14 protein-coding genes are annotated in these 17,918 nt (G+C 71.4%); 10 read left to right on the forward strand and 4 right to left on the reverse strand.

Annotated elements, in window-relative coordinates; all coding sequences use genetic code 11:
• Positions 1-102 precede the first annotated feature (102 nt).
• Entirely contained in the window at positions 103-525 is a 423-nt protein-coding gene (locus ACGFIS_RS10940) for a hypothetical protein (protein WP_392970337.1), read from the forward strand.
• A 63-nt stretch (positions 526-588) separates the two neighbouring features.
• The gene (secD, locus tag ACGFIS_RS10945) at positions 589-2,868 is read left to right on the forward strand and encodes a protein translocase subunit SecD (protein ID WP_392902192.1); all 2,280 of its coding nucleotides are present in this window, start codon (positions 589-591) and stop codon (positions 2,866-2,868) included.
• A 58-nt stretch (positions 2,869-2,926) separates the two neighbouring features.
• Here the strand turns inward: secD and ACGFIS_RS10950 are convergent, their stop codons facing one another.
• Entirely contained in the window at positions 2,927-3,883 is a 957-nt protein-coding gene (locus tag ACGFIS_RS10950; protein WP_392970340.1) for a septum formation family protein, read from the reverse strand.
• 368 nt (positions 3,884-4,251) lie between these two features.
• Positions 4,252-6,138, reverse strand: coding sequence for a glycoside hydrolase family 15 protein (locus ACGFIS_RS10955; RefSeq protein ID WP_392902196.1), 1,887 nt, complete (start codon positions 6,136-6,138; stop codon positions 4,252-4,254).
• Positions 6,139-6,399: 261 nt separating this feature from the next.
• Here ACGFIS_RS10955 and ppdK point away from each other — a divergent pair, with 261 nt between their 5' ends.
• The 6 genes from ppdK to ACGFIS_RS10985 all read left to right on the forward strand — a co-directional run bounded on the left by ppdK (position 6,400) and on the right by ACGFIS_RS10985 (position 14,591).
• Positions 6,400-9,102: a pyruvate, phosphate dikinase gene (ppdK, locus tag ACGFIS_RS10960; RefSeq protein ID WP_392970343.1), complete on the forward strand. Its 2,703-nt coding sequence runs from the start codon at positions 6,400-6,402 to the stop codon at positions 9,100-9,102.
• A gap of 137 nt (positions 9,103-9,239) precedes the next feature.
• Positions 9,240-10,055, forward strand: coding sequence for a YdcF family protein (locus tag ACGFIS_RS10965; RefSeq protein ID WP_392902200.1), 816 nt, complete (start codon positions 9,240-9,242; stop codon positions 10,053-10,055).
• Positions 10,056-10,117: 62 nt separating this feature from the next.
• Positions 10,118-11,425 carry a deoxyguanosinetriphosphate triphosphohydrolase gene (locus ACGFIS_RS10970; RefSeq protein ID WP_392902202.1) on the forward strand — a complete coding sequence of 436 codons (1,308 nt, stop codon included), beginning with the start codon at positions 10,118-10,120 and terminating at the stop codon, positions 11,423-11,425.
• A 126-nt stretch (positions 11,426-11,551) separates the two neighbouring features.
• On the forward strand, positions 11,552-12,778 hold the full coding sequence (locus ACGFIS_RS10975) for an NAD(P)/FAD-dependent oxidoreductase (RefSeq protein ID WP_392902204.1): 1,227 nt from the start codon (positions 11,552-11,554) through the stop codon (positions 12,776-12,778).
• Between the two features lie 73 nt (positions 12,779-12,851).
• The gene (locus tag ACGFIS_RS10980) at positions 12,852-14,057 is read left to right on the forward strand and encodes an MFS transporter (protein WP_392970346.1); all 1,206 of its coding nucleotides are present in this window, start codon (positions 12,852-12,854) and stop codon (positions 14,055-14,057) included.
• An 81-nt stretch (positions 14,058-14,138) separates the two neighbouring features.
• Entirely contained in the window at positions 14,139-14,591 is a 453-nt protein-coding gene (locus ACGFIS_RS10985) for a GtrA family protein (RefSeq protein WP_392902880.1), read from the forward strand.
• Positions 14,592-14,662: 71 nt separating this feature from the next.
• Here ACGFIS_RS10985 and ACGFIS_RS10990 read toward each other — a convergent pair whose 3' ends face one another.
• The gene (locus tag ACGFIS_RS10990) at positions 14,663-15,532 is read right to left on the reverse strand and encodes an LLM class F420-dependent oxidoreductase (protein WP_392902208.1); all 870 of its coding nucleotides are present in this window, start codon (positions 15,530-15,532) and stop codon (positions 14,663-14,665) included.
• A 140-nt stretch (positions 15,533-15,672) separates the two neighbouring features.
• Between ACGFIS_RS10990 and ACGFIS_RS10995 the strand changes: the two genes are divergently transcribed.
• Complete coding sequence (locus ACGFIS_RS10995; RefSeq protein WP_392902210.1) at positions 15,673-16,050, forward strand: MerR family transcriptional regulator; 378 nt, start codon at positions 15,673-15,675, stop codon at positions 16,048-16,050.
• A 185-nt stretch (positions 16,051-16,235) separates the two neighbouring features.
• A complete protein-coding gene (locus ACGFIS_RS11000) occupies positions 16,236-16,436 on the forward strand; it encodes a hypothetical protein (protein ID WP_392970349.1) in 201 nt (66 codons plus the stop codon).
• Positions 16,437-16,465: 29 nt separating this feature from the next.
• Here the strand turns inward: ACGFIS_RS11000 and ACGFIS_RS11005 are convergent, their stop codons facing one another.
• Positions 16,466-17,734 carry an ABC transporter ATP-binding protein gene (locus ACGFIS_RS11005; RefSeq protein ID WP_392902214.1) on the reverse strand — a complete coding sequence of 423 codons (1,269 nt, stop codon included), beginning with the start codon at positions 17,732-17,734 and terminating at the stop codon, positions 16,466-16,468.
• Positions 17,735-17,918: the final 184 nt, after the last annotated feature.

Here is a 17,918-nt window from a genome sequence, read left to right on the forward strand (position 1 = left end):
CTCTCCCGTAATCTGAACCTGCGTTAGTTTGACTGGACCGCCCGCGCCGCCGCCCCGGCATCGCGGGCGGAACGACGACCCACGGACCGAGGGAGGAGCGGAATGCGCGAGCTGCATCGTCCGTCCCTCCCCGTCGCCCGCCTGCTCGTCGTCGCACTGGGTTTCCTCGGGTTCATGGCCGGGCCCGCCGGGTCCGGTACGCAAGGCGGGGCGGCCGCGACCGGGGCCGTCACCGGCGTCCGGACCTGGGTGGCCGAGCACACCTCCACCCGGAGCCGGACGTCCGCCAAGCCGCGGCCCGGCGTCCAAGCGCAGACCGTGACCACCGTGGCGGCCCGGCAGGCCATCGCGTCGGCGGTGCCGGACACCCATCCCGCCCCCGCCACGTTCCCCGCGCCCGGCATCGACGTCCGGCCGCCGTCCGCGCGCGTCGTGCGGCTCCCCGCCGCCGCCCTCACCACGCCGGGCGTCGTGCTGAAAGGCGTGCCGCGCGGACGCGCACCGCCCGCGCCCACACGGATCTGAGTCTTTCGTCCGCGGTTCCGCACCCGGCGGTGCGGAACCGAATCCCCGTGTGGAGGTCTCCCTTTGAACCGCGCCAACATGGTGCGGGCGGTACTGGCTCTCGCCATACTCGCCACATCCTTCTACTTCGCCTTTACCGAACCCGCCCGCCTCGGCCTCGACCTGCGCGGCGGCACCCAGATCGTTCTCGAGACGCAGAACTCGCCGACGGTGAAGGCCGACCGGGAGTCCACCGACCGGGCCCTGGAAGTGCTGCGCCGCCGCATCGACGCCCTCGGCGTCGCGGAGTCGTCGATCACCCGGTCCGGCGACCGGCGGATCATCGTCGAACTGCCCGACGTCCAGGACCCGACCCGGGCGACCGAGGCGATCGGCAAGACCGCGCAGCTCACCGCGCACCCCGTGCTCGCCAACACCGGCAAGCCCGACGAGAAGAAGGGCCAGAAGGTCATCCCGGACGAGAGCGGGCAGCCGATCCTCATCGGCCCCCCGGCGCTCACCGGCGAGGGCATCGGCGAGGCGAGCGCCTCCTACGATCCGCAGAACCTCGGCGGCTGGGCCGTCAACGTCGACTTCAAGGGCAGCGGCGGGTCGACCTGGGAGAAGCTGACCGCCAAGGCCGCCTGCGCGACCGGCGACGAGCGCCGGGTCGCGATCGTCCTGGACGGCAAGGTGATCTCCTCGCCGCAGGTCACCCAGAGCGTCGCCTGCGGCATCGGGATCACCGGCGGATCGACCCAGATCACCGGTGACTTCAGTCCCGAGGAGGCCAAGGACCTCGCGGCCCTCATCGAGGGCGGCGCGCTCCCGGTGCCCGTGAAGATCATCGAGCAGCGGGTGGTCGGCCCGACGCTGGGCGACGAGGCGATCGACGCCAGCGCCAAGGCCGCGGTCATCGGCATCATCCTGACCGGGCTGTTCATCATCGCGGTCTACCGCCTCGTCGGCCTGCTCGCCACCGTCGCGCTGGCCGGGTACGCGCTGATCTCCTACGGCGCCCTCGTCGCGATCGGGGCGACGCTGACCTTGCCCGGCCTGGCCGGGTTCGTCCTGGCCATCGGCATGGCGATCGACGCGAACGTGCTCGCCTTCGAACGCGCGAGAGAGGAGGTCGCGGAGCATCCGGGACGACGGGCGCGAACGGCGCTGGCGACCGGGTTCAACAAGGCCTGGTCGGCGATCGCCGACACCGCCGTCACCACGCTGCTCGCCGGTGCGCTCCTGTTCTTCCTCGCCTCCGGCCCGGTGAAGGGCTTCGGTGTCACCCTCACCATCGGTGTGATCGGCTCCCTCATCTCCGCGATGCTGGTGAGCCGCGTCCTCACCGACGCCGCCGCCGCGCGGTTCCCCAAGCTCACCAAGGGCAGGGCGGGCGGTCTCAGCGGCGCCGGGCGCATCAGGCGCTGGCTGGAGGAGAGCGGCCCCGACCTGATGAAGCGCAGGACGCTCTGGCTCGGCATCTCCGGCCTCGCCATCGTCGCCGCCGCGACCGGGATCGTCGTCCAGGGCCTCAACTTCGGAGTGGAGTTCACCGGCGGGCGCATCGTGGAGTACTCCACGAGCCGCCCCATCGACATCGACGTGGCCCGCTCCGCCGTCTCCGACGCCGGATTCCCGCGCGCCATCGTGCAGACCTCGGGGGAGGACGACATCTCCGTCCGGACCTCCGACCTCACCAACCAGGACGTGAAGAACATCCAGGAGGCCCTGGCGGAGAAGGGCGGCGAGGCCACCAAGGAACGCGACGAGCTGATCGGGCCCAGCCTCGGCGACGAACTGCGGAAGAACGCGCTGATCGCCCTCGGTCTCGCCCTGCTCGCGCAGCTCGCCTACCTGACGATCAGGTTCCGCTGGACGTTCGCCGCCGGCGCGGTGGTCGCGATGTTCCACGACATCATGATCGTCACCGGTGTCTTCGCCTGGCTCGGCAAACCGATCGACGGCGTCTTCCTCGCCGCGCTGCTCACGATCATCGGATACTCGGTGAACGACTCGGTCGTCGTGTTCGACCGCATCCGGGAACTGTGGGGCGCCAACCCCAAGGGCCGGTTCGCCGACATCGCGAACCGGGGCACCCTGCAGACCGTCCCGCGGACGATCAACACCGGTATGGGCGCGCTGTTCATCCTGGGGGCGCTGGCCTTCCTCGGCGGTGACTCGCTGACGGACTTCGCCATCGCGCTGCTGATCGGCATCGTCGTCGGGACGTACTCCAGCGTGTTCACCGCGACGCCTGTGGCGATCGTCCTGGAGCGCTTCGCGAAGGCGCCGCCGCCGCAGCCCAAGGACAAGCCCAAGAAGCCGGTCCACCGCACGTCCGACAGCTCGGGCGCCGTCGTCTAGCCGTCCGCCCGTGCCGCCGGTGCCCATCGCGGGCACCGGCGGCACGGCGGCGGCGGGCTCAGCGCGGTACCACCGACCGCTTCAGGAGCCCCCCGTTCGCGCCTGTGACCATGCAGATGATCTGCGTGTTGCCGTACTCCCAGTTCAGACGGTTCGGCCACACGAACCCCGCTTCGACCGGAACCTGCGGTGGATGCTTCCTGAAGAGCTTCTCCGCACGCTTCTCGCACCCGCGGGTCGCCCCTTTCTCGAGCGCCTCCTCCCCGGGGTAGGGGGGAGGAGCACCGGGAAAGTAGTTCTCCTCCGTGGGTATCTGGAAGATGGCGTAGATCTGGATCTCGTGCGGTTCGGTGCAGGAGCCGGCTGTCATGACAATGGCGTCCGTCGCCCAGTCCTTGAGGCAGTCGCCCACCGCGAGTTCCCGGTAGGTCTTGAGGTCGGTGTCCACCGTCGCGACGAGCGGTGACGTGAGCGTTCCGGGGCCGATGTAGTGCGCGGTGCACGTCGCCTTGCGGTCGCCGTTCTCCCAGCTCAGCTCGTCGGGCAACAGGTTGTGGTAGCGCAGATCCCGGAAATGGCGGCTTTTCTGTAGGTAGAGGGTCTGCTGATTGCACAACCGCGTCACAGCTATCTCGACCGCATCGTCGCCCGGGTACGGCTCCTCCGGGAGTGTCGAAGTCGCGATGACCTCGCTGTCATGGGGCTGGGTGCACGGCACCGCGGTGACGAAGCCGGTGCCGTCGCCGATGAAGCAGTCACCGGACCGCAGGGTCGATGCCAGTACCTTGCCGCTCTTGGTGACGCGGCCCTCGTCGTCGCGGTCCACTGAGAACACGGAGGTCACGGTCAGGGCCGCGACGACCACGGCGGCGACGACCCAGACCACCGATGCCGCGAGCCCGCCGATGGCCAGGCCCTTGCCCTTTTCGCCGCGGCGGCCGGTCTGCACGAGTGCGGCGATGGCGAAGCCGACCGCGAGCAGGATCAGGCCGAGGAGCCCGGTGACGAGCGCCACGATGGCGAGCCGGTTCGTCCGGGCGGGGGCGGGCGGAGGCGGTGGCCCCTGGACGCCGGGAGGCGCGCCCCACACCGGTGTTCCCGCGGGCGCGGGTTCGGCGGCGGGCGGTACGTGCTCGTCCGGTGGCGGCGAGCCGGGCGCCGTGTCGTCCGGCACCGTCGTGTCGTCCGGTGCGGGCGCGTCGGGTGGGGCCCATTGGGTGGCCGGTTCTGGGTCGTCCGGGACATCGTCAGAGGGTGGTGGCGTGGTCACGGCCGAACAGTAGGCCGGGAATTCTCGGCAATCGAGGCATTTCCGGCGGATGTCGCAGACTTGTGACCAGGGGGTCGCCGTGGCCGGGGCTGCGGCCCGGCCACGGCGAAGGGTCAGGCCAGGGGCGGCTGGGGTTCGTTGTTCTCCGCCCTGATCACCTGCATGACCGCGTTGATCAGCGCGAGGTGCGTGAACGCCTGCGGGAAGTTGCCGAGGTGGCGCCCGGTGTGCGGGTCGATCTCCTCCGAGTACAGCTGCAGCGGGCTGGCATAGGACAGCAGCTTCTCGCACAGGGCCCGCGCCCGTTCCAGCTCACCGATCATCACCAGCGTGCTGACCAGCCAGAACGAGCAGATCGTGAAGGTGCCCTCCTCCGACTCGAACCCGTCGTCGGTCTCCGCGGCCCGGTAGCGCAGGACGAGGTCGTCCTCCGACAGCTCGTCGGCGATGGCGAGGACGGTCTCGCGGACGCGCTTGTCGTCGGCGGGCAGGAAGCCGAGCATCGGGATCAGCAGCGCCGAGGCGTCCAGTGCCGTCGCGCCGTAATGCGCGGTGAAGACGCCGCGCTCGTCCAGCGCGTTCGCCATCACGTCGGCGTGGATCTCGTCGGCGGCGGCCTGCCAGCGCCGGGCCCGGTCCTGATCGCCGCGGACGCGGGCGAGGCGGGCGCCGCGGTCGGCCGCGACCCAGCAGAAGATCTTGGACGAGGTGAAGTGCTGCGGCTCGCCGCGGACCTCCCACATGCCGCAGTCGGGGGTCCGCCAGGTGGCGAGGGCGTCCTCCACCTGCTTGATAATGATCTTCCAGAGCCGGTCGTCGAGCCGGTCGCGTTTGCGCACGAACAGGTAGATGGAGCCGATGATCGCGCCCCACACGTCGTGCTGCGCCTGCATGTACGCCTCGTTGCCGATGCGGACGGGGCGGGCGTTGTCGTAGCCCGTGAGGTGGTCCAGCGTGGACTCGGGCAGCTCCTCCCGCCCGTCCAGCCCGTACATGATCTGCAGCTTGCCCTCGGCGGCCTCGGCGACATCGGTGATGAAGTAGAAGAAGTCGTTGGCCTCCCAGTCGTAGCCGAGGGTGTAGAACGCCCACAGCGCCATCGTGGAGTCGCGGATCCAGGTGTAGCGGTAGTCCCAGTTCCGGTCGCCGCCCGGCGTCTCCGGCAGCGACGTCGTCGCCGCGGCCGCCACCGCGCCGGAGGGCGCGAACGTCAGGCCCTTGAGGGTGAGGGCGCTGCGCTGCAGATGGCTGCGCCACGGGTGGTCGGGGAAGCGGCCCCGGTCCAGCCAGTGCTGCCAGTGGTGGACCGTCCAGACGAGCCGCTCGTTCGCCTCCTCATAGGACGCGGGCGCCGCGTGCTCGCTCCACGACAGCGCGACGAACCGGGACTCGCCCTGCTTCAGCAGCGTCCGGGACGTCGCGAGCGACCCCTCGAACCCGACGTTCATGTCGGTGCTGAGCCGCAGCCCGACGCCGTTGCCGCGCGCGACGGCCTCGTGGTACCCGGCGCCGGTGTGCTCCCAGCGGGCGGGCGTCTGGCCGTAGTCGAACACCGGCATGCAGTCGAGGCGGACCTGGACCTGGCCGTTCACGCACCGCACCATCCGCAGCAGGACATGGTCGGCGTCGTAGTCCGTCGGGGCCCTGCGGTGCGTGTGGGACCGTTCCGTCTCGTGGTGCCACGGCCCCATCAGAAGCGCGTCCGTCACCACCAGCCAGCCCCCGTGCACCCACCAGGTGGTCTCCATCACCATGGTGCCGGGGATGTACCGCTGCGCGGCGGGCACCTCGACGCCCGCCGGGCCGACCCGGAAGTACCCGGCGTCGCGGTCCAGGATCGACCCGAACACGCTGGGCGAGTCCATCCTGGGCAGGCACATCCACTCGATGTTGCCGCTCGGCGCGACCAGCGCGGTCGTCTCGCAGTCGGACAGGAACCCGAAATCGGCGATGGGGGCGAACGGATCACCCGCCCGGCCGCCGGCGACTCTCGGCCTCATAACCTCACCTCCTTGATCCATCATTCACTCTCCTTGCGATGGGTACGTCGGGGTACCCATTGGAATAGACCACTATCCGGCCGCTGACCTGGGATAACGCTCATCGCGCGACCGGGCGCCGAGCAAGGCCGGACGGCGCGGGTACAGTCCCGGCAAACAGGGCAGCGGACCCGCCGCCGCCTGCGGGAACGCGATGCCGCGTCCCGCCGCGGCGGGTCCGGACCTGCCACTGGGTGGAACCGGAGCGAGAAGGAGCTCCCCGTGCCGAAGTTCGTGTACGACTTCACTGAGGGAAACAAGGACCTCAAGGATCTGCTGGGCGGCAAGGGCGCCAACCTGGCCGAGATGACCAACCTCGGACTGCCCGTCCCTCCCGGGTTCACGATCACCGCGGAGGCCTGCCGGTACTACCTCGAGCACGGGAACCTGCCCGAGGGGCTGGCGGACGAGGTGAACGCGCACCTGGCCGCCCTCGAGTCCGCGATGGGCAAGAAGCTCGGCCAGAGCGACGACCCGCTCCTGGTCAGCGTGCGTTCCGGCGCCAAGTTCAGCATGCCGGGCATGATGGAGACCGTCCTCAACGTCGGGCTGAACGACGAGTCGGTGCACGGTCTGGCCGCGCAGGCGGGGGACGAGCGGTTCGCCTGGGACTCCTACCGCCGGCTGATCCAGATGTTCGGCAAGACCGTCCTGGACATCGACGGCGACCTGTTCGAGGAGGCCGTCGAGGACGTCAAGCGCGCCCGGGGCAGCGATGACGACGTCGACCTGACCGCCGAGGACTTCAAAGAGCTGGTCGGCCGGTTCAAGGGGATCGTCCGGGAGCGGGCGGGGAGGGATTTCCCGACCGACCCGCGCGAGCAGATGGACCTGGCCGTCAAGGCGGTGTTCGACTCCTGGAACGCGCCCCGCGCGATCCTGTACCGCCGCCAGGAGCGCATCCCCGTCGACCTCGGCACCGCCGTCAACATCTGCTCGATGGTGTTCGGCAACATGGGCATGGACTCCGGGACGGGCGTCGCCTTCACCCGCGACCCCGCGTCCGGGCAGCAGGGCATCTACGGTGACTACCTGCAGAACGCGCAGGGCGAGGACGTCGTCGCCGGCATCCGCAACACCGTCCCGCTGACGGACCTGGAGCGGATCGACAAGGCGTCCTACGACCGGCTTCTCGAGATCATGGAGACGCTGGAGAACCACTACCGCGACATGTGCGACATCGAGTTCACGATCGAGCGCGGGAAGCTGTGGATGCTGCAGACCCGGGTCGGCAAGCGGACCGCGGCCGCGGCGTTCCGCATCGCCTGCCAGCTCCTCGACCAGGATCTCATCGACGTGGACGAGGCCGCCCGCCGCGTCACCGGCGACCAGCTCGCCCAGCTCATGTTCCCCCGCTTCGCCAGCAGGGTCGAGGGCGTCCGGAAGCTGACGAAGGGCATGAACGCATCCCCGGGTGCGGCCGTCGGCAAGGCGGTGTTCACCTCCGAGCGCGCGGTGGAGCTGGCGGGGAGGGGCGAGGACGTGATCCTCGTCCGCCGCGAGACCAACCCTGACGACCTCGCCGGCATGGTCGCGGCCAGGGGCGTCCTGACGTCCCGCGGCGGCAAGACCTCGCACGCCGCCGTCGTCGCCCGCGGCATGGGCAAGACCTGCGTCTGCGGCGCCGAGGAGCTGGACGTCGACGTCAAGAACGGGCACTTCACCGCACCCGGCGACGTGACGGTCGGCGAGGGCGACGTCATCTCGATCGACGGGACGTCCGGGGACGTGTACCTCGGCGAGGTACCCGTCGAGGACTCGCCCGTCGTCCGGTACTTCGAGGGCGAGCTGTCCATCGAGGAGGGCGGCGACCTCGTCAAGGCCGTCGACCGCGTCATGCGGCACGCCGACTCGCGGGCCGCGCTGAGGGTCCGCGCGAACGCCGACAGCGCCGAGGACTCCGCGCGGGCCCGCCGGTTCGGCGCCGCCGGCATCGGGCTGTGCCGCACCGAGCACATGTTCCTCGGCGACCGGCGGCAGCTCATCGAGAAGCTCGTCCTCGCCGGGGACGACGTGGAGCGGCAGGCCGCGCTGGACGCCCTGGAGCCGCTGCAGAGGAGCGACTTCGAAGGCATCTTCGAGGCCATGGACGGACTGCCGGTCACGATCCGGCTGATCGACCCGCCGCTGCACGAATTCCTCCCCGACATCACCGAGCTGTCGGTCAGGGTCGCTCTCGCGGGCGACGACGCGGACGCCAAGGACCGGAGACTGCTCGAAGCAGTCAACCGACTGCACGAGCAGAACCCTATGCTGGGCCTGCGCGGCGTGCGGCTCGGTTTGGCGATTCCGGGACTGTTCGGCATGCAGGTCCGCGCGATCGCCGAGGCCGCGGCGGCGCGGCGCCGTGCGGGCGGTGACCCGCGTCCCGAGATCATGATCCCGCTCGTCGGTGCCGTGCAGGAGCTGGAGGCCGTCCGCGACGAGGCCCGCGCCATCCTGGACGGTGTGAGGGAGGCCACCGGGGTCGACGTCCCGGCGCTGATCGGCACCATGATCGAGCTGCCGCGGGCCGCGCTGACCGCGGGCCAGATCGCCGAGGCCGCCGAGTTCTTCTCCTTCGGAACCAACGACCTCACCCAGACGACCTGGGGTTTCTCCCGCGACGACGTCGAGGCCGCGTTCTTCGGCCGCTACCTGGAACTCGGGATCTTCGGGGTGTCGCCGTTCGAGACCCTCGACCGCGACGGGGTGGGGCGGCTCGTCCGCATCGCCGCCGAGGAGGGCCGCAAAGCGCGCCCTGGCATCAAGCTCGGCATCTGCGGCGAGCACGGCGGCGACCCTGACTCGGTGCACTTCTGCCACGAGGTCGGACTCGACTACGTGTCCTGCTCGCCGTTCCGCATCCCCATCGCCCGGCTGGAGGCCGGCCGTGCCGCGATCGCGGCGGCGGGCGGCCCGTCCGGGGGCGGCGACAGCCGCTGACACCCGTCCCTGCGGCCGGTCCCCGCACGCCCTTCCGTGCGCGGGGACCGGCCGCCCGGACGGAGCCGGGACGGCGGGCACGCCGCCGGCGCGAACTCGGGCGCTCCGCGAGCCATCTGACTAACGTGGTCGAACCGATGACGTTGGAAGAGGAATTGCCGAAGTCCCAGACCGAGGACCACGGGCCGGACGAGCCGGACGAGCCCGGGGAGCGGCCGCGCCGCAGGCGCAGGAGGCCGCTCTGGTTCACGATCCCGATGAGCGTCGTCCTCGGGCTGCTCGCGATCGCCGTGCTGACGCCCCTCACCGTCGGGACGCGAATCTGGTACCAGGCCCGCCAGGACGAGCGGCCCCGCTCCGACGCGATCATCGTCCTCGGCGCCGCGCAGTACAACGGGGTGCCGTCCCCGACGCTGAAATGGCGGCTCCAGCACGCCCTCGACCTCTACCGCGACGGTGTCGCGCCCGCCATCGTCACCGTCGGCGGCAAGGCCCCCGGCGACAACTACACCGAGGCCGGCTCCGGCCGCACCTGGCTGATCGAGGAGGGCGGGGTGCCCGCCGGCAAGGTCTTCGCGGTGCCCGTCGGGCGGGACACGCTGGAGAGCATGCGGGCCGTCGGCCGGGAGTTCGACCGGCACCGCTGGTCGTCCGCCGTGATCGTCACCGATCCGTGGCACGGGCTGCGGTCGAAGAAGATGGCCGAGGACAACGGCATCGAGGCGGCCGCCTCCCCGACCCGCAGCGGCCCCAGCGTCCAGACCCGCGAGACCCAGCTCGACTACATCGTCCGGGAGACCGGCGCGTACCTGTCGTACGTGCTGCTGGGCAAGAGCGTGCGGCCGCCGAGCGAGACCGTCAAGCGCATCCACATCGACCCGTCCGGGACGCCGCCGCCCTCATCCACGGCGCCGGCGCCGGCGCCGTCGTCCGGTCCGCCGCCGAGCCGCTGACACTCCGGGGCCTCCCAAAGGTCAACGGAACGTCATCGTGCCCGCATACCCTGGATAGGGACATGACGAGCAACCCCATTCACGGCGACTCCGGCCCCTACTCGGCGCGCGACAGGAAACGCTGGGCACCCGAGCCCGCCAAGCGGCGCGACCGGACGGCGTTCGAACGCGACCGCGCCCGCGTCCTGCACAGTGCCGCCCTGCGGCGGCTGGCCGCCAAGACGCAGGTCGCCTCGCCGGGCGCGGACGCCGGCTCCGACACCGTGCAGAGCCTGCGCACCCGGCTGACCCACTCGCTCGAATGCGCCCAGGTCGGCCGTGAGCTGGGCAAGTCCCTCGGCTGCGACCCCGACCTGGTGGAGGCGGCGTGCCTGTCCCACGACATCGGGCACCCGCCGTTCGGGCACAACGGCGAGTCCGCGCTCGACGTCGTCGCGCGCGACTGCGGCGGCTTCGAGGGCAACGCGCAGAGCCTGCGCATCCTGACCCGGCTGGAGCCGAAGTCGTTCGCGGTGGACGGCCCGCCCCTGCACGGCCGCAGCGTCGGCCTCAACCTGACCCGTGCCGCGCTTGACGGTGTGATGAAATATCCGTGGAGCAAGGACTCCTCCCGGGCTCGGGGTCCCCGCGCAAGCGGGGTTGGCCCGTTCGGCGTGTACGACGACGACACGGATGTCGCGAACTGGGTCCGGGAGGGGGCTCCAGAGGGCCGTCCGTGCTTCGAGGCGCAGGTCATGGACTGGAGCGACGACGTCGCCTACTCCGTCCACGACCTGGAGGACGCGCTGGTCGCCGGGCACATCGACTTCGCCCGGCTCGCCGACCCCGCCGAGCGCCGCCTCGTCGCCGCCACCGCGATCAAGCTGTACTGCCCCGACGCCGACCTGCCCGAGCTGGAGGAGCGCTTCGCCGTGCTGCTCGCCGAGCCGTACTGGCCCGACCGCTACGACGGGACGCCGCGGAGCCTGGCCGCCCTCAAGAACCTGACCAGCACGCTGATCGGGCGGTTCTGCGTGGCCGCCGAGACCGCCACCCGCGACGCCTACGGGGACCGCCCGCTGACCCGGTACGCGGCGGAGCTGATCGTCCCGCGCGCGCAGCGGCTGGAGAACGCCCTGCTCAAGGGGATCACCGCGCACTACGTGTGGATCAGCCACGAGGAGATCAGGGCCCGGCAGCGGACACTGATCACCGAGCTGGCCGAGATGATGCTCGCCGGCGCGCCCGGAACCCTCGAACCCGGCTTCCGCGCCGCGTTCGAGGACGCCGGCGACGACGCGGGCCGGCTCCGCGCCGTCATCGACCAGGTCGCCTCGCTGACCGACGTGTCCGCGATGGCGCGGCACCGCGTGCTGGCCGACGGTTCCTGATCGCCGCCCGCGGGCTCCGCGAGCCGGTCTCCGAGCGGAATATGCATCGACGCGCGCATCGATGGCCCTTGTCTCGTTACAGACGCCGCTGTAGGGATAGCTACAGGTCGACTACAGGAGGTTGTCATGCCCGAGGAGACGTTCGTCATCGTCGGTGCCGGCCTGGCGGGTGCCAAGGCGGCGGAGACGCTCCGCGACGAGGGCTTCGCGGGCAGAGTGCTGCTCTTCGGGGACGAGATCGAGCGGCCGTACGAGCGGCCTCCGCTGTCCAAGGGGTTCCTGCTGGACAAGGAACCGCGTGAGAAGGCACACGTCCACGAGGCGGACTGGTACGACAAGCACGACGTGGAACTGCGGCTGGGCGCCTCCGTCGCCTCGATCGACCGGGACGCGCACCAGGTGCGCCTGTCCACGAAGGAGCCGATCGGGTACACCAGGCTGCTGCTGGCGACCGGCGCGTCCCCGAGGCGGCTGGACGTGCCGGGCTCCAAGCTACAGGGCATCCACTACCTGCGGACCATGGCGGACTCGGCGGCGCTGAAGCAGGCCCTCGCGCACGGCGGCCGCCGGGTCGTGGTGGCCGGGGCGGGCTGGATCGGGCTGGAGACGGCCGCCGCCGCCCGCTCCCACGGCAACGACGTGACGATCATCGATCCGGAGCCGACGCCGCTGCACGCCGCCATGGGCCCCGAACTGGGCGGGATGTTCGGCGACCTGCACCGCGCGCACGGCGTCGACCTCCGGCTCGACCAGGGCGTCGCCGGGTTCTGGGGCGCCGGGCAGGTGTCGGCGGTCGTCACCTCCGGCGGCGCCGAGATCCCGGCGGACGTCGTGATCGTCGGCATCGGGGTCCGGCCCGACACCCGGCTCGCCGAGGAGGCCGGGCTGGAGGTCTCCGACGGGATCCTCGTCGACCAGTCGCTGCGCACCTCGGACCCCGACGTCTTCGCGGCCGGGGACGTCGCCAACGCCTACAACCCGCTGCTCGGCCGCCGCCTCCGGGTGGAGCACTGGGCGAACGCGCTGAACTCCGGGCCCGCCGCGGCCCGCGCCATGCTCGGGCAGGACGTCGTCTACGACCGCATCCCGTACTTCTTCAGCGACCAGTACGACCTCGGCATGGAGATGTCCGGTACCGCGTCGCCGGGGGAGTACGACGAGGTCGTGTACCGCGGGGACGTCGCGTCCCGGGAGTTCATCGCGTTCTGGCTGTCCGGCGGCCGGGTCGTCGCCGGTATGAACGTCAACGTGTGGGACGTCACCGGGGACGTCCAGGCGCTGATCCGCTCCGGGGCCCCGGTGGACGCCGCGCGCCTGGCCGATCCCGGTGTGCCGCTCGCCGAGGTGGCCTGAGCCCGCGATGCGGCGGCCGGCGGCCGCCCCGGGCGGGGTCTGGCGTGCGGGTCTGCCACGTACAGTCTGGTGAGTGGTCACGGACAAGATCGCGACGCTGGGCCGGGCGCGGATCGCCGTCACGGTGGCGTTCGCCGCGCACGGCCTGCTGTCCGCCGCCTGGGTCGTCCGCATCCCGCAGATCAAGGAGCATCTCGGGCTGAGCGAGGGTTCGATGGGCGTCGCCCTGCTGGGCGCGCCCATCGGCGTCGTGGCCGCGGTGCGGTTCGCGGGACGGATCGTCGCGCGGTGGGGCAGCCGGGCGACGACGATCGCCGCCGGGGTCGCGGGCGCGGTGTCGCTGATCCCGCTGGGGCTCGCCTGGAACCTCGGCGCGCTGATCTTCGCCCTGCTGCTGCTCGGCGCCTCGCTGGGCCTGATGGACGTGGCGATGAACGCCCAGGGGGTCGCCGTCGAGCGGGCCTACGGGCGGCCGCTGATGTCGGGCCTGCACGGCTCGTACAGCATCGGGGCGCTGCTGGCCGCGCTGGCCGGCTCCGGTGCGGCGTACGCCGGTGTTCCCGTCCCGCTGCATCTGGCGGCCGCTGCCACGGTGCTGACCGCGCTGCTGGCGATCGGCTGCCGCGACCTGCTGGACCGCTCGGCCGACGCCCTCCCCGGACTCGCGGAGCATGTCGAGCCCGCCGAGCGTGCCCCCGCCCCCGTCGCCGGATCGTCGTCCCGCTGGCTGCTGGTCATGCTCGGGGTCATCGGGCTGTGCTCGTTCGTCGGCGAGGGCGCCATGGCCGACTGGAGCGCGATCTACCTGCGGGAGGACCTCGGCACCGGTCCCGGCTTCGCCGGCCTCGGCTACGCCGGATGCGCGGTCGCGATGACCGCCGGACGGCTCGCCGGTGACCGGGTCGTCGCGCGGTTCGGTCCCGTCCCGGTGCTGCGGGCCGGGTCGCTGCTCGCCGCGCTGGGGCTCGGGTCCGGGCTCGCCGCGGGGCACCCGGTGGCCGCCGTGGCCGGCTTCACGCTGTTCGGCCTGGGCGTCGCCGTCGTGGCGCCCGTGACGTTCAGCGCCGCCGGGAACATTCCCGGCGTCCCCGCCGCGACCGGGATCTCGCGGGTCACGGGGGTCGGCTACCTCGGGCTGCTCGGCGGCCCGCCCGTCATCGGATTCGCCGCGCAGGGCGTGGGGCTCGCGTGGGCGCTGGCCGTCCCGGTCGGGCTGGTCGGGCTGATCGTCCTGCTGGCCCCGGCGACCTCCTGCGCCGCCGTCCCGGCGGAGCGCTGAGCCGCGGCGGTGTTGATCTTTTGGCGGGGTTGTGCGGTTCGCATATGTCCTACTCAGGTAAGGTCTGGGCGAGTGAGCACCATGCAGCGGTCAAGACCCGTCAAAACGGTCGAGACCGCCCAGGCGTACCGAAATTTCCTCAGTGAGCTGCTCAGTTTCGGCTTCGTGGGAGTCGTCGGCACGCTGATCATGATCCTCGGCGCCAACCTGATGCGCGCCCTGCTCGGCGGCAGCCCCGTCACGAGCGTCGTCGTGCCGACCGTGGTGTCCACACTGGCCTCGTACCTGCTCAACCGGTTCTGGGTGTTCCGCCACCGGGACAGCGACGGCTCCGGCCGCGAGGTCGCGATCTTCTTCGCGCTGAACGGCGTCGGGCTGCTCATCCAGGTGCTGTGCACCGGCTTCACCTACTACACCCTCGGGCTCCACGGCGGAGTCGCCTACAACGGCGGGCTGCTGGCGGGCGTCGCGTTCGGCGCCGCGTTCCGCTACTGGTCGTACAAGAAGTGGGTCTTCACCCCGGTGGCCGCCTGATCACGTGATCGCGCCGGGGCGCTCGGCGGATCGACGGAAGAGCCGAGATCGCCGAGTTCTCCCGGGCCGACTCAGCGTCCGGCCGGGACGGTCTTCCCCGTCTGCGTCAGCGCCTCGCCGAGGACGCCCGCCAGGTCCTGGCCGGTGCCCTGGGAGAAGATCGCGTGGTCGATGCCGCGCTCCGCCAGGCTCCCGATGGTGTCCACGGCCTCGTCCACCGACGGCGTGCCCTCGAAGTAGCCCAGCGAGGTCTTCTCGATCTCGGCGTAGTCGCGTCCCTCGCGCTCGCAGTGCCCGCGCAGCACGTCCAGCTTGCGCGGCAGCTCCGGGCCGTCGAAGAGGTTGCACGCGTCGGCGTACCTGGCGACGAACCGCAGTGTCTTCTGCTCGCCTCCACCGCCGATCAGGATCGGCGGATGCGGCGAGTTCAGCGCGGGCGGCGAGTTCAGCGGCCGCTCCAGCGTGAAGTGCCCGCCTTCGAACGCCGACTCGTCGCCGTTCCACATCCGGTGGGCGATCTGCAGCGTCTCCTCCAGCCGCTCGAACCGCTCCGCCGTGGGCGGGAACGGGACGCCGAGGCCCCGCGACTCCTCCTCGTACCAGGCCGCGCCGATGCCCAGCCAGGCGCGGCCGCCCGACAGCACGTCCAGCGTGGTCACGGTCTTGACCAGGAGGCCGGGATGCCGGTACGTCACGCCGGTGACCATCGTCCCGAGCGTGATGCGCTCGGTCAGCGCGGCGGCGTAGGCGAGCGCGGAGTAGCTCTCCAGCATCGGTTCCTCCGGGGCGCCCACCATCCCGATCTGGAAGAAGTGGTCCATCACCCACAGCGAATGCAGCCCCGCCTGGTCCGCCTCCCGGGCGATACGGCCGTAGACCGGGCCGATCTGCCCGGGGCCGCCGGGGAAGGTGAAGCTGGGGACCTGAAGTCCAACGCGCATGGCAGATCCTTCTCGTTCCTCGATGCCGGGTTCACCTCGTGGTCTTCCCACTGTGCGGCCTGGAGTGCGCTCCGGGTCAAACGCGGTGCCGGGCGGCGGGCGTTGACCTGGAGTGCCCTCCAGGTGAAATCCTGGAGGGCGTGAGCGCCTACTCTCCCGCCGAGACCGCCGAGAAGAGCGGCTTCAGCATCGACACGCTGCGGTACTACGAGAAGATCGGGCTCCTCCCCGGCATCGCGCGGAACGCGTCCGGACGGCGCGTGTTCAGCGACGGCGACCTCCAGTGGCTCGGCATGCTGCGGTGCCTGCGCGAGACCGGCATGCCGATCGCCGAGATGCTCCGGTACACGGAGCTGGCCCGCGGCGGCGACGGGACGGCGCAGGAGCGGCTCGAACTGCTGCAGGACCACGACCGCCGGGTGGAGGAGCAGATCACCAGGCTGCGCGAGCAGCAGGAGCACATCCAGTGGAAGATCCGCCTCTACAGCGGCGAGGTCCGCGCGAGCCTGCCCGCCTGACGGCTCAGCGCCAGGACGGGGACCGGCCCAGGAGGGTCAGCAGGCGGTCCCCGGGGGCCGCGTCCGCGGCGGCCCGCCGTTTCGGGGCGAACGACTCGCCGGGGCCCCGGCCGTCGCCGGGGATGATGGCGGCGACCTTGAGGGACGCGTCGACGAGGTCCTCGCCGGGCTCCCACGGGACATCGATGGTCGCGGCGACGTCCCACGCGTGGACGACCAGGTCGACGAAGTGGAAGCTGATCGCCAGGGCGGCCGGGAAGGCGCCGCCGGAGTTCGCCGTGTCCGGCCCACCGGTCCGGGGCCTGGTCCTCGGCTACGGCGCCGTCACGGCGCCCGAGATCGGCGAGGGGTTCCGCCGGTTGCGCCGGTTCGTCGGTGCCCGATGACCGCGCCCGCCGGGGGGCCGGGTCCGGCCCTACCGGTTGACGGGCGTGACGCGGTGCCCGTCGGCGCCGAAGAACAGGACGCGGTCGAGGTCGACCCTCAGCGCGACGTGGTCGCCGCGGTTCGGGCGGTTGCCGGGCGCGATGCGGAACACCAGGTCGGAGCGGCGGTGGTGGCCGGCGTGCTCCTCGACCGGCTCCTCGGGGGCCGGCCTGCCGAGCATGTCTCGCAGCCGGTCGCGCAGCCCGGGCTGCCCGGGCCGGGTCTCGGGCCGCGGCGGCCGTCCCACCTCGGTCGCGTCGATGCAGGGGATGCCCGCCTCGGCGTAGGCGAGCCACTCGTGCCCATGGAACTCCAGGGCGCGGACCTGGCCGGACAGGACGGTCCCATGCGGTGCCGGCGCGCCCGGCGCGATCGGCATCAGCGTGTCCGGGCGGATCCCGACGATCACGGTCTGGCCGTGGTGGCTGATCAGCGACGACGCCCGGGGATCGTTCCACGGGACGCTCAGCCGCTGCGGGCCGAAGTCGAGCAGCAGTCCTTCGCCCTCGACGGCCCACAGGGTGGCGTGCAGCAGGTTGATCGGCGGCGAGCTGAGGAACGCGGCCACGAACACCGTCGCCGGGTCCTCGTAGATCTGCTCGGGGTTGCCGACGTCCTCCAGCACGCCGTCCCGCAGCACCGCCATCCGGTCGGCCATCGTCATGGCCTCGACCTGGTCGTGCGTGACGTAGACGGTGGTGGTGCCGGTGGAGCGCACCAGCGCGGCGATCTCGACGCGCAGTTCGGTGCGCAGCCCGGCGTCCAGGCTCGACAGCGGCTCGTCCATCAGGAACAGCGACGGCTCCCGGATCAGCGCCCGCCCGATCGCGGCCCGCTGCCGCTGGCCGCCGGACAGCGTGCCCGGCATCCGGTCGATCATGCTGTTGATGCCGAGCGCGCGCGCCAGCTCGACCACCTTTGCGCTGGCTTCGGCGCGGTCGTCGCCCGACACCTCAAGGGGGAACATCATGTTGCCCTTGACCGTGCGGTGCGGGTAGAGCGCGCCCTCCTGGAAGACCATCGCCACGTTCCGCTCGCGCGGCGGCAGTTCGTTGGCGACCGATCCGTTCAGCCACAGGTCGCCGCCGGTGATCTCCTCCAGCCCGGCGATCATGCGCAGGATGGTGGACTTGCCGCACCCGGAGGGTCCGAGGAGGACGAACAGCTCGCCGTCGTTGATGCGCAAACGGACATTTCGGACGGCGACCTGTCCGCTCGGGTACACCTTGTCGACGCCGTCAAGCACAACATCCGTCATCCGGTCCACCTGGGTGTGAGCAAAATCTCGATCTGTCATCACATCGCTTGTTGATGCAGGTTGTCCAGAGTGAATCCGCTCTTACCGACCGCCGATCCGGCCGAGTCCGGCCATGGAACGCCGAATTTCGGTCACCCCAGGAGGATCCAGGCTCTGCGCGGCTCCGGAACCGCGGACCATGTCC

Origin of the sequence: Spirillospora sp. NPDC048824, from assembly GCF_043198455.1 — a bacterium.
Taxonomy (GTDB): domain Bacteria; phylum Actinomycetota; class Actinomycetes; order Streptosporangiales; family Streptosporangiaceae; genus Spirillospora.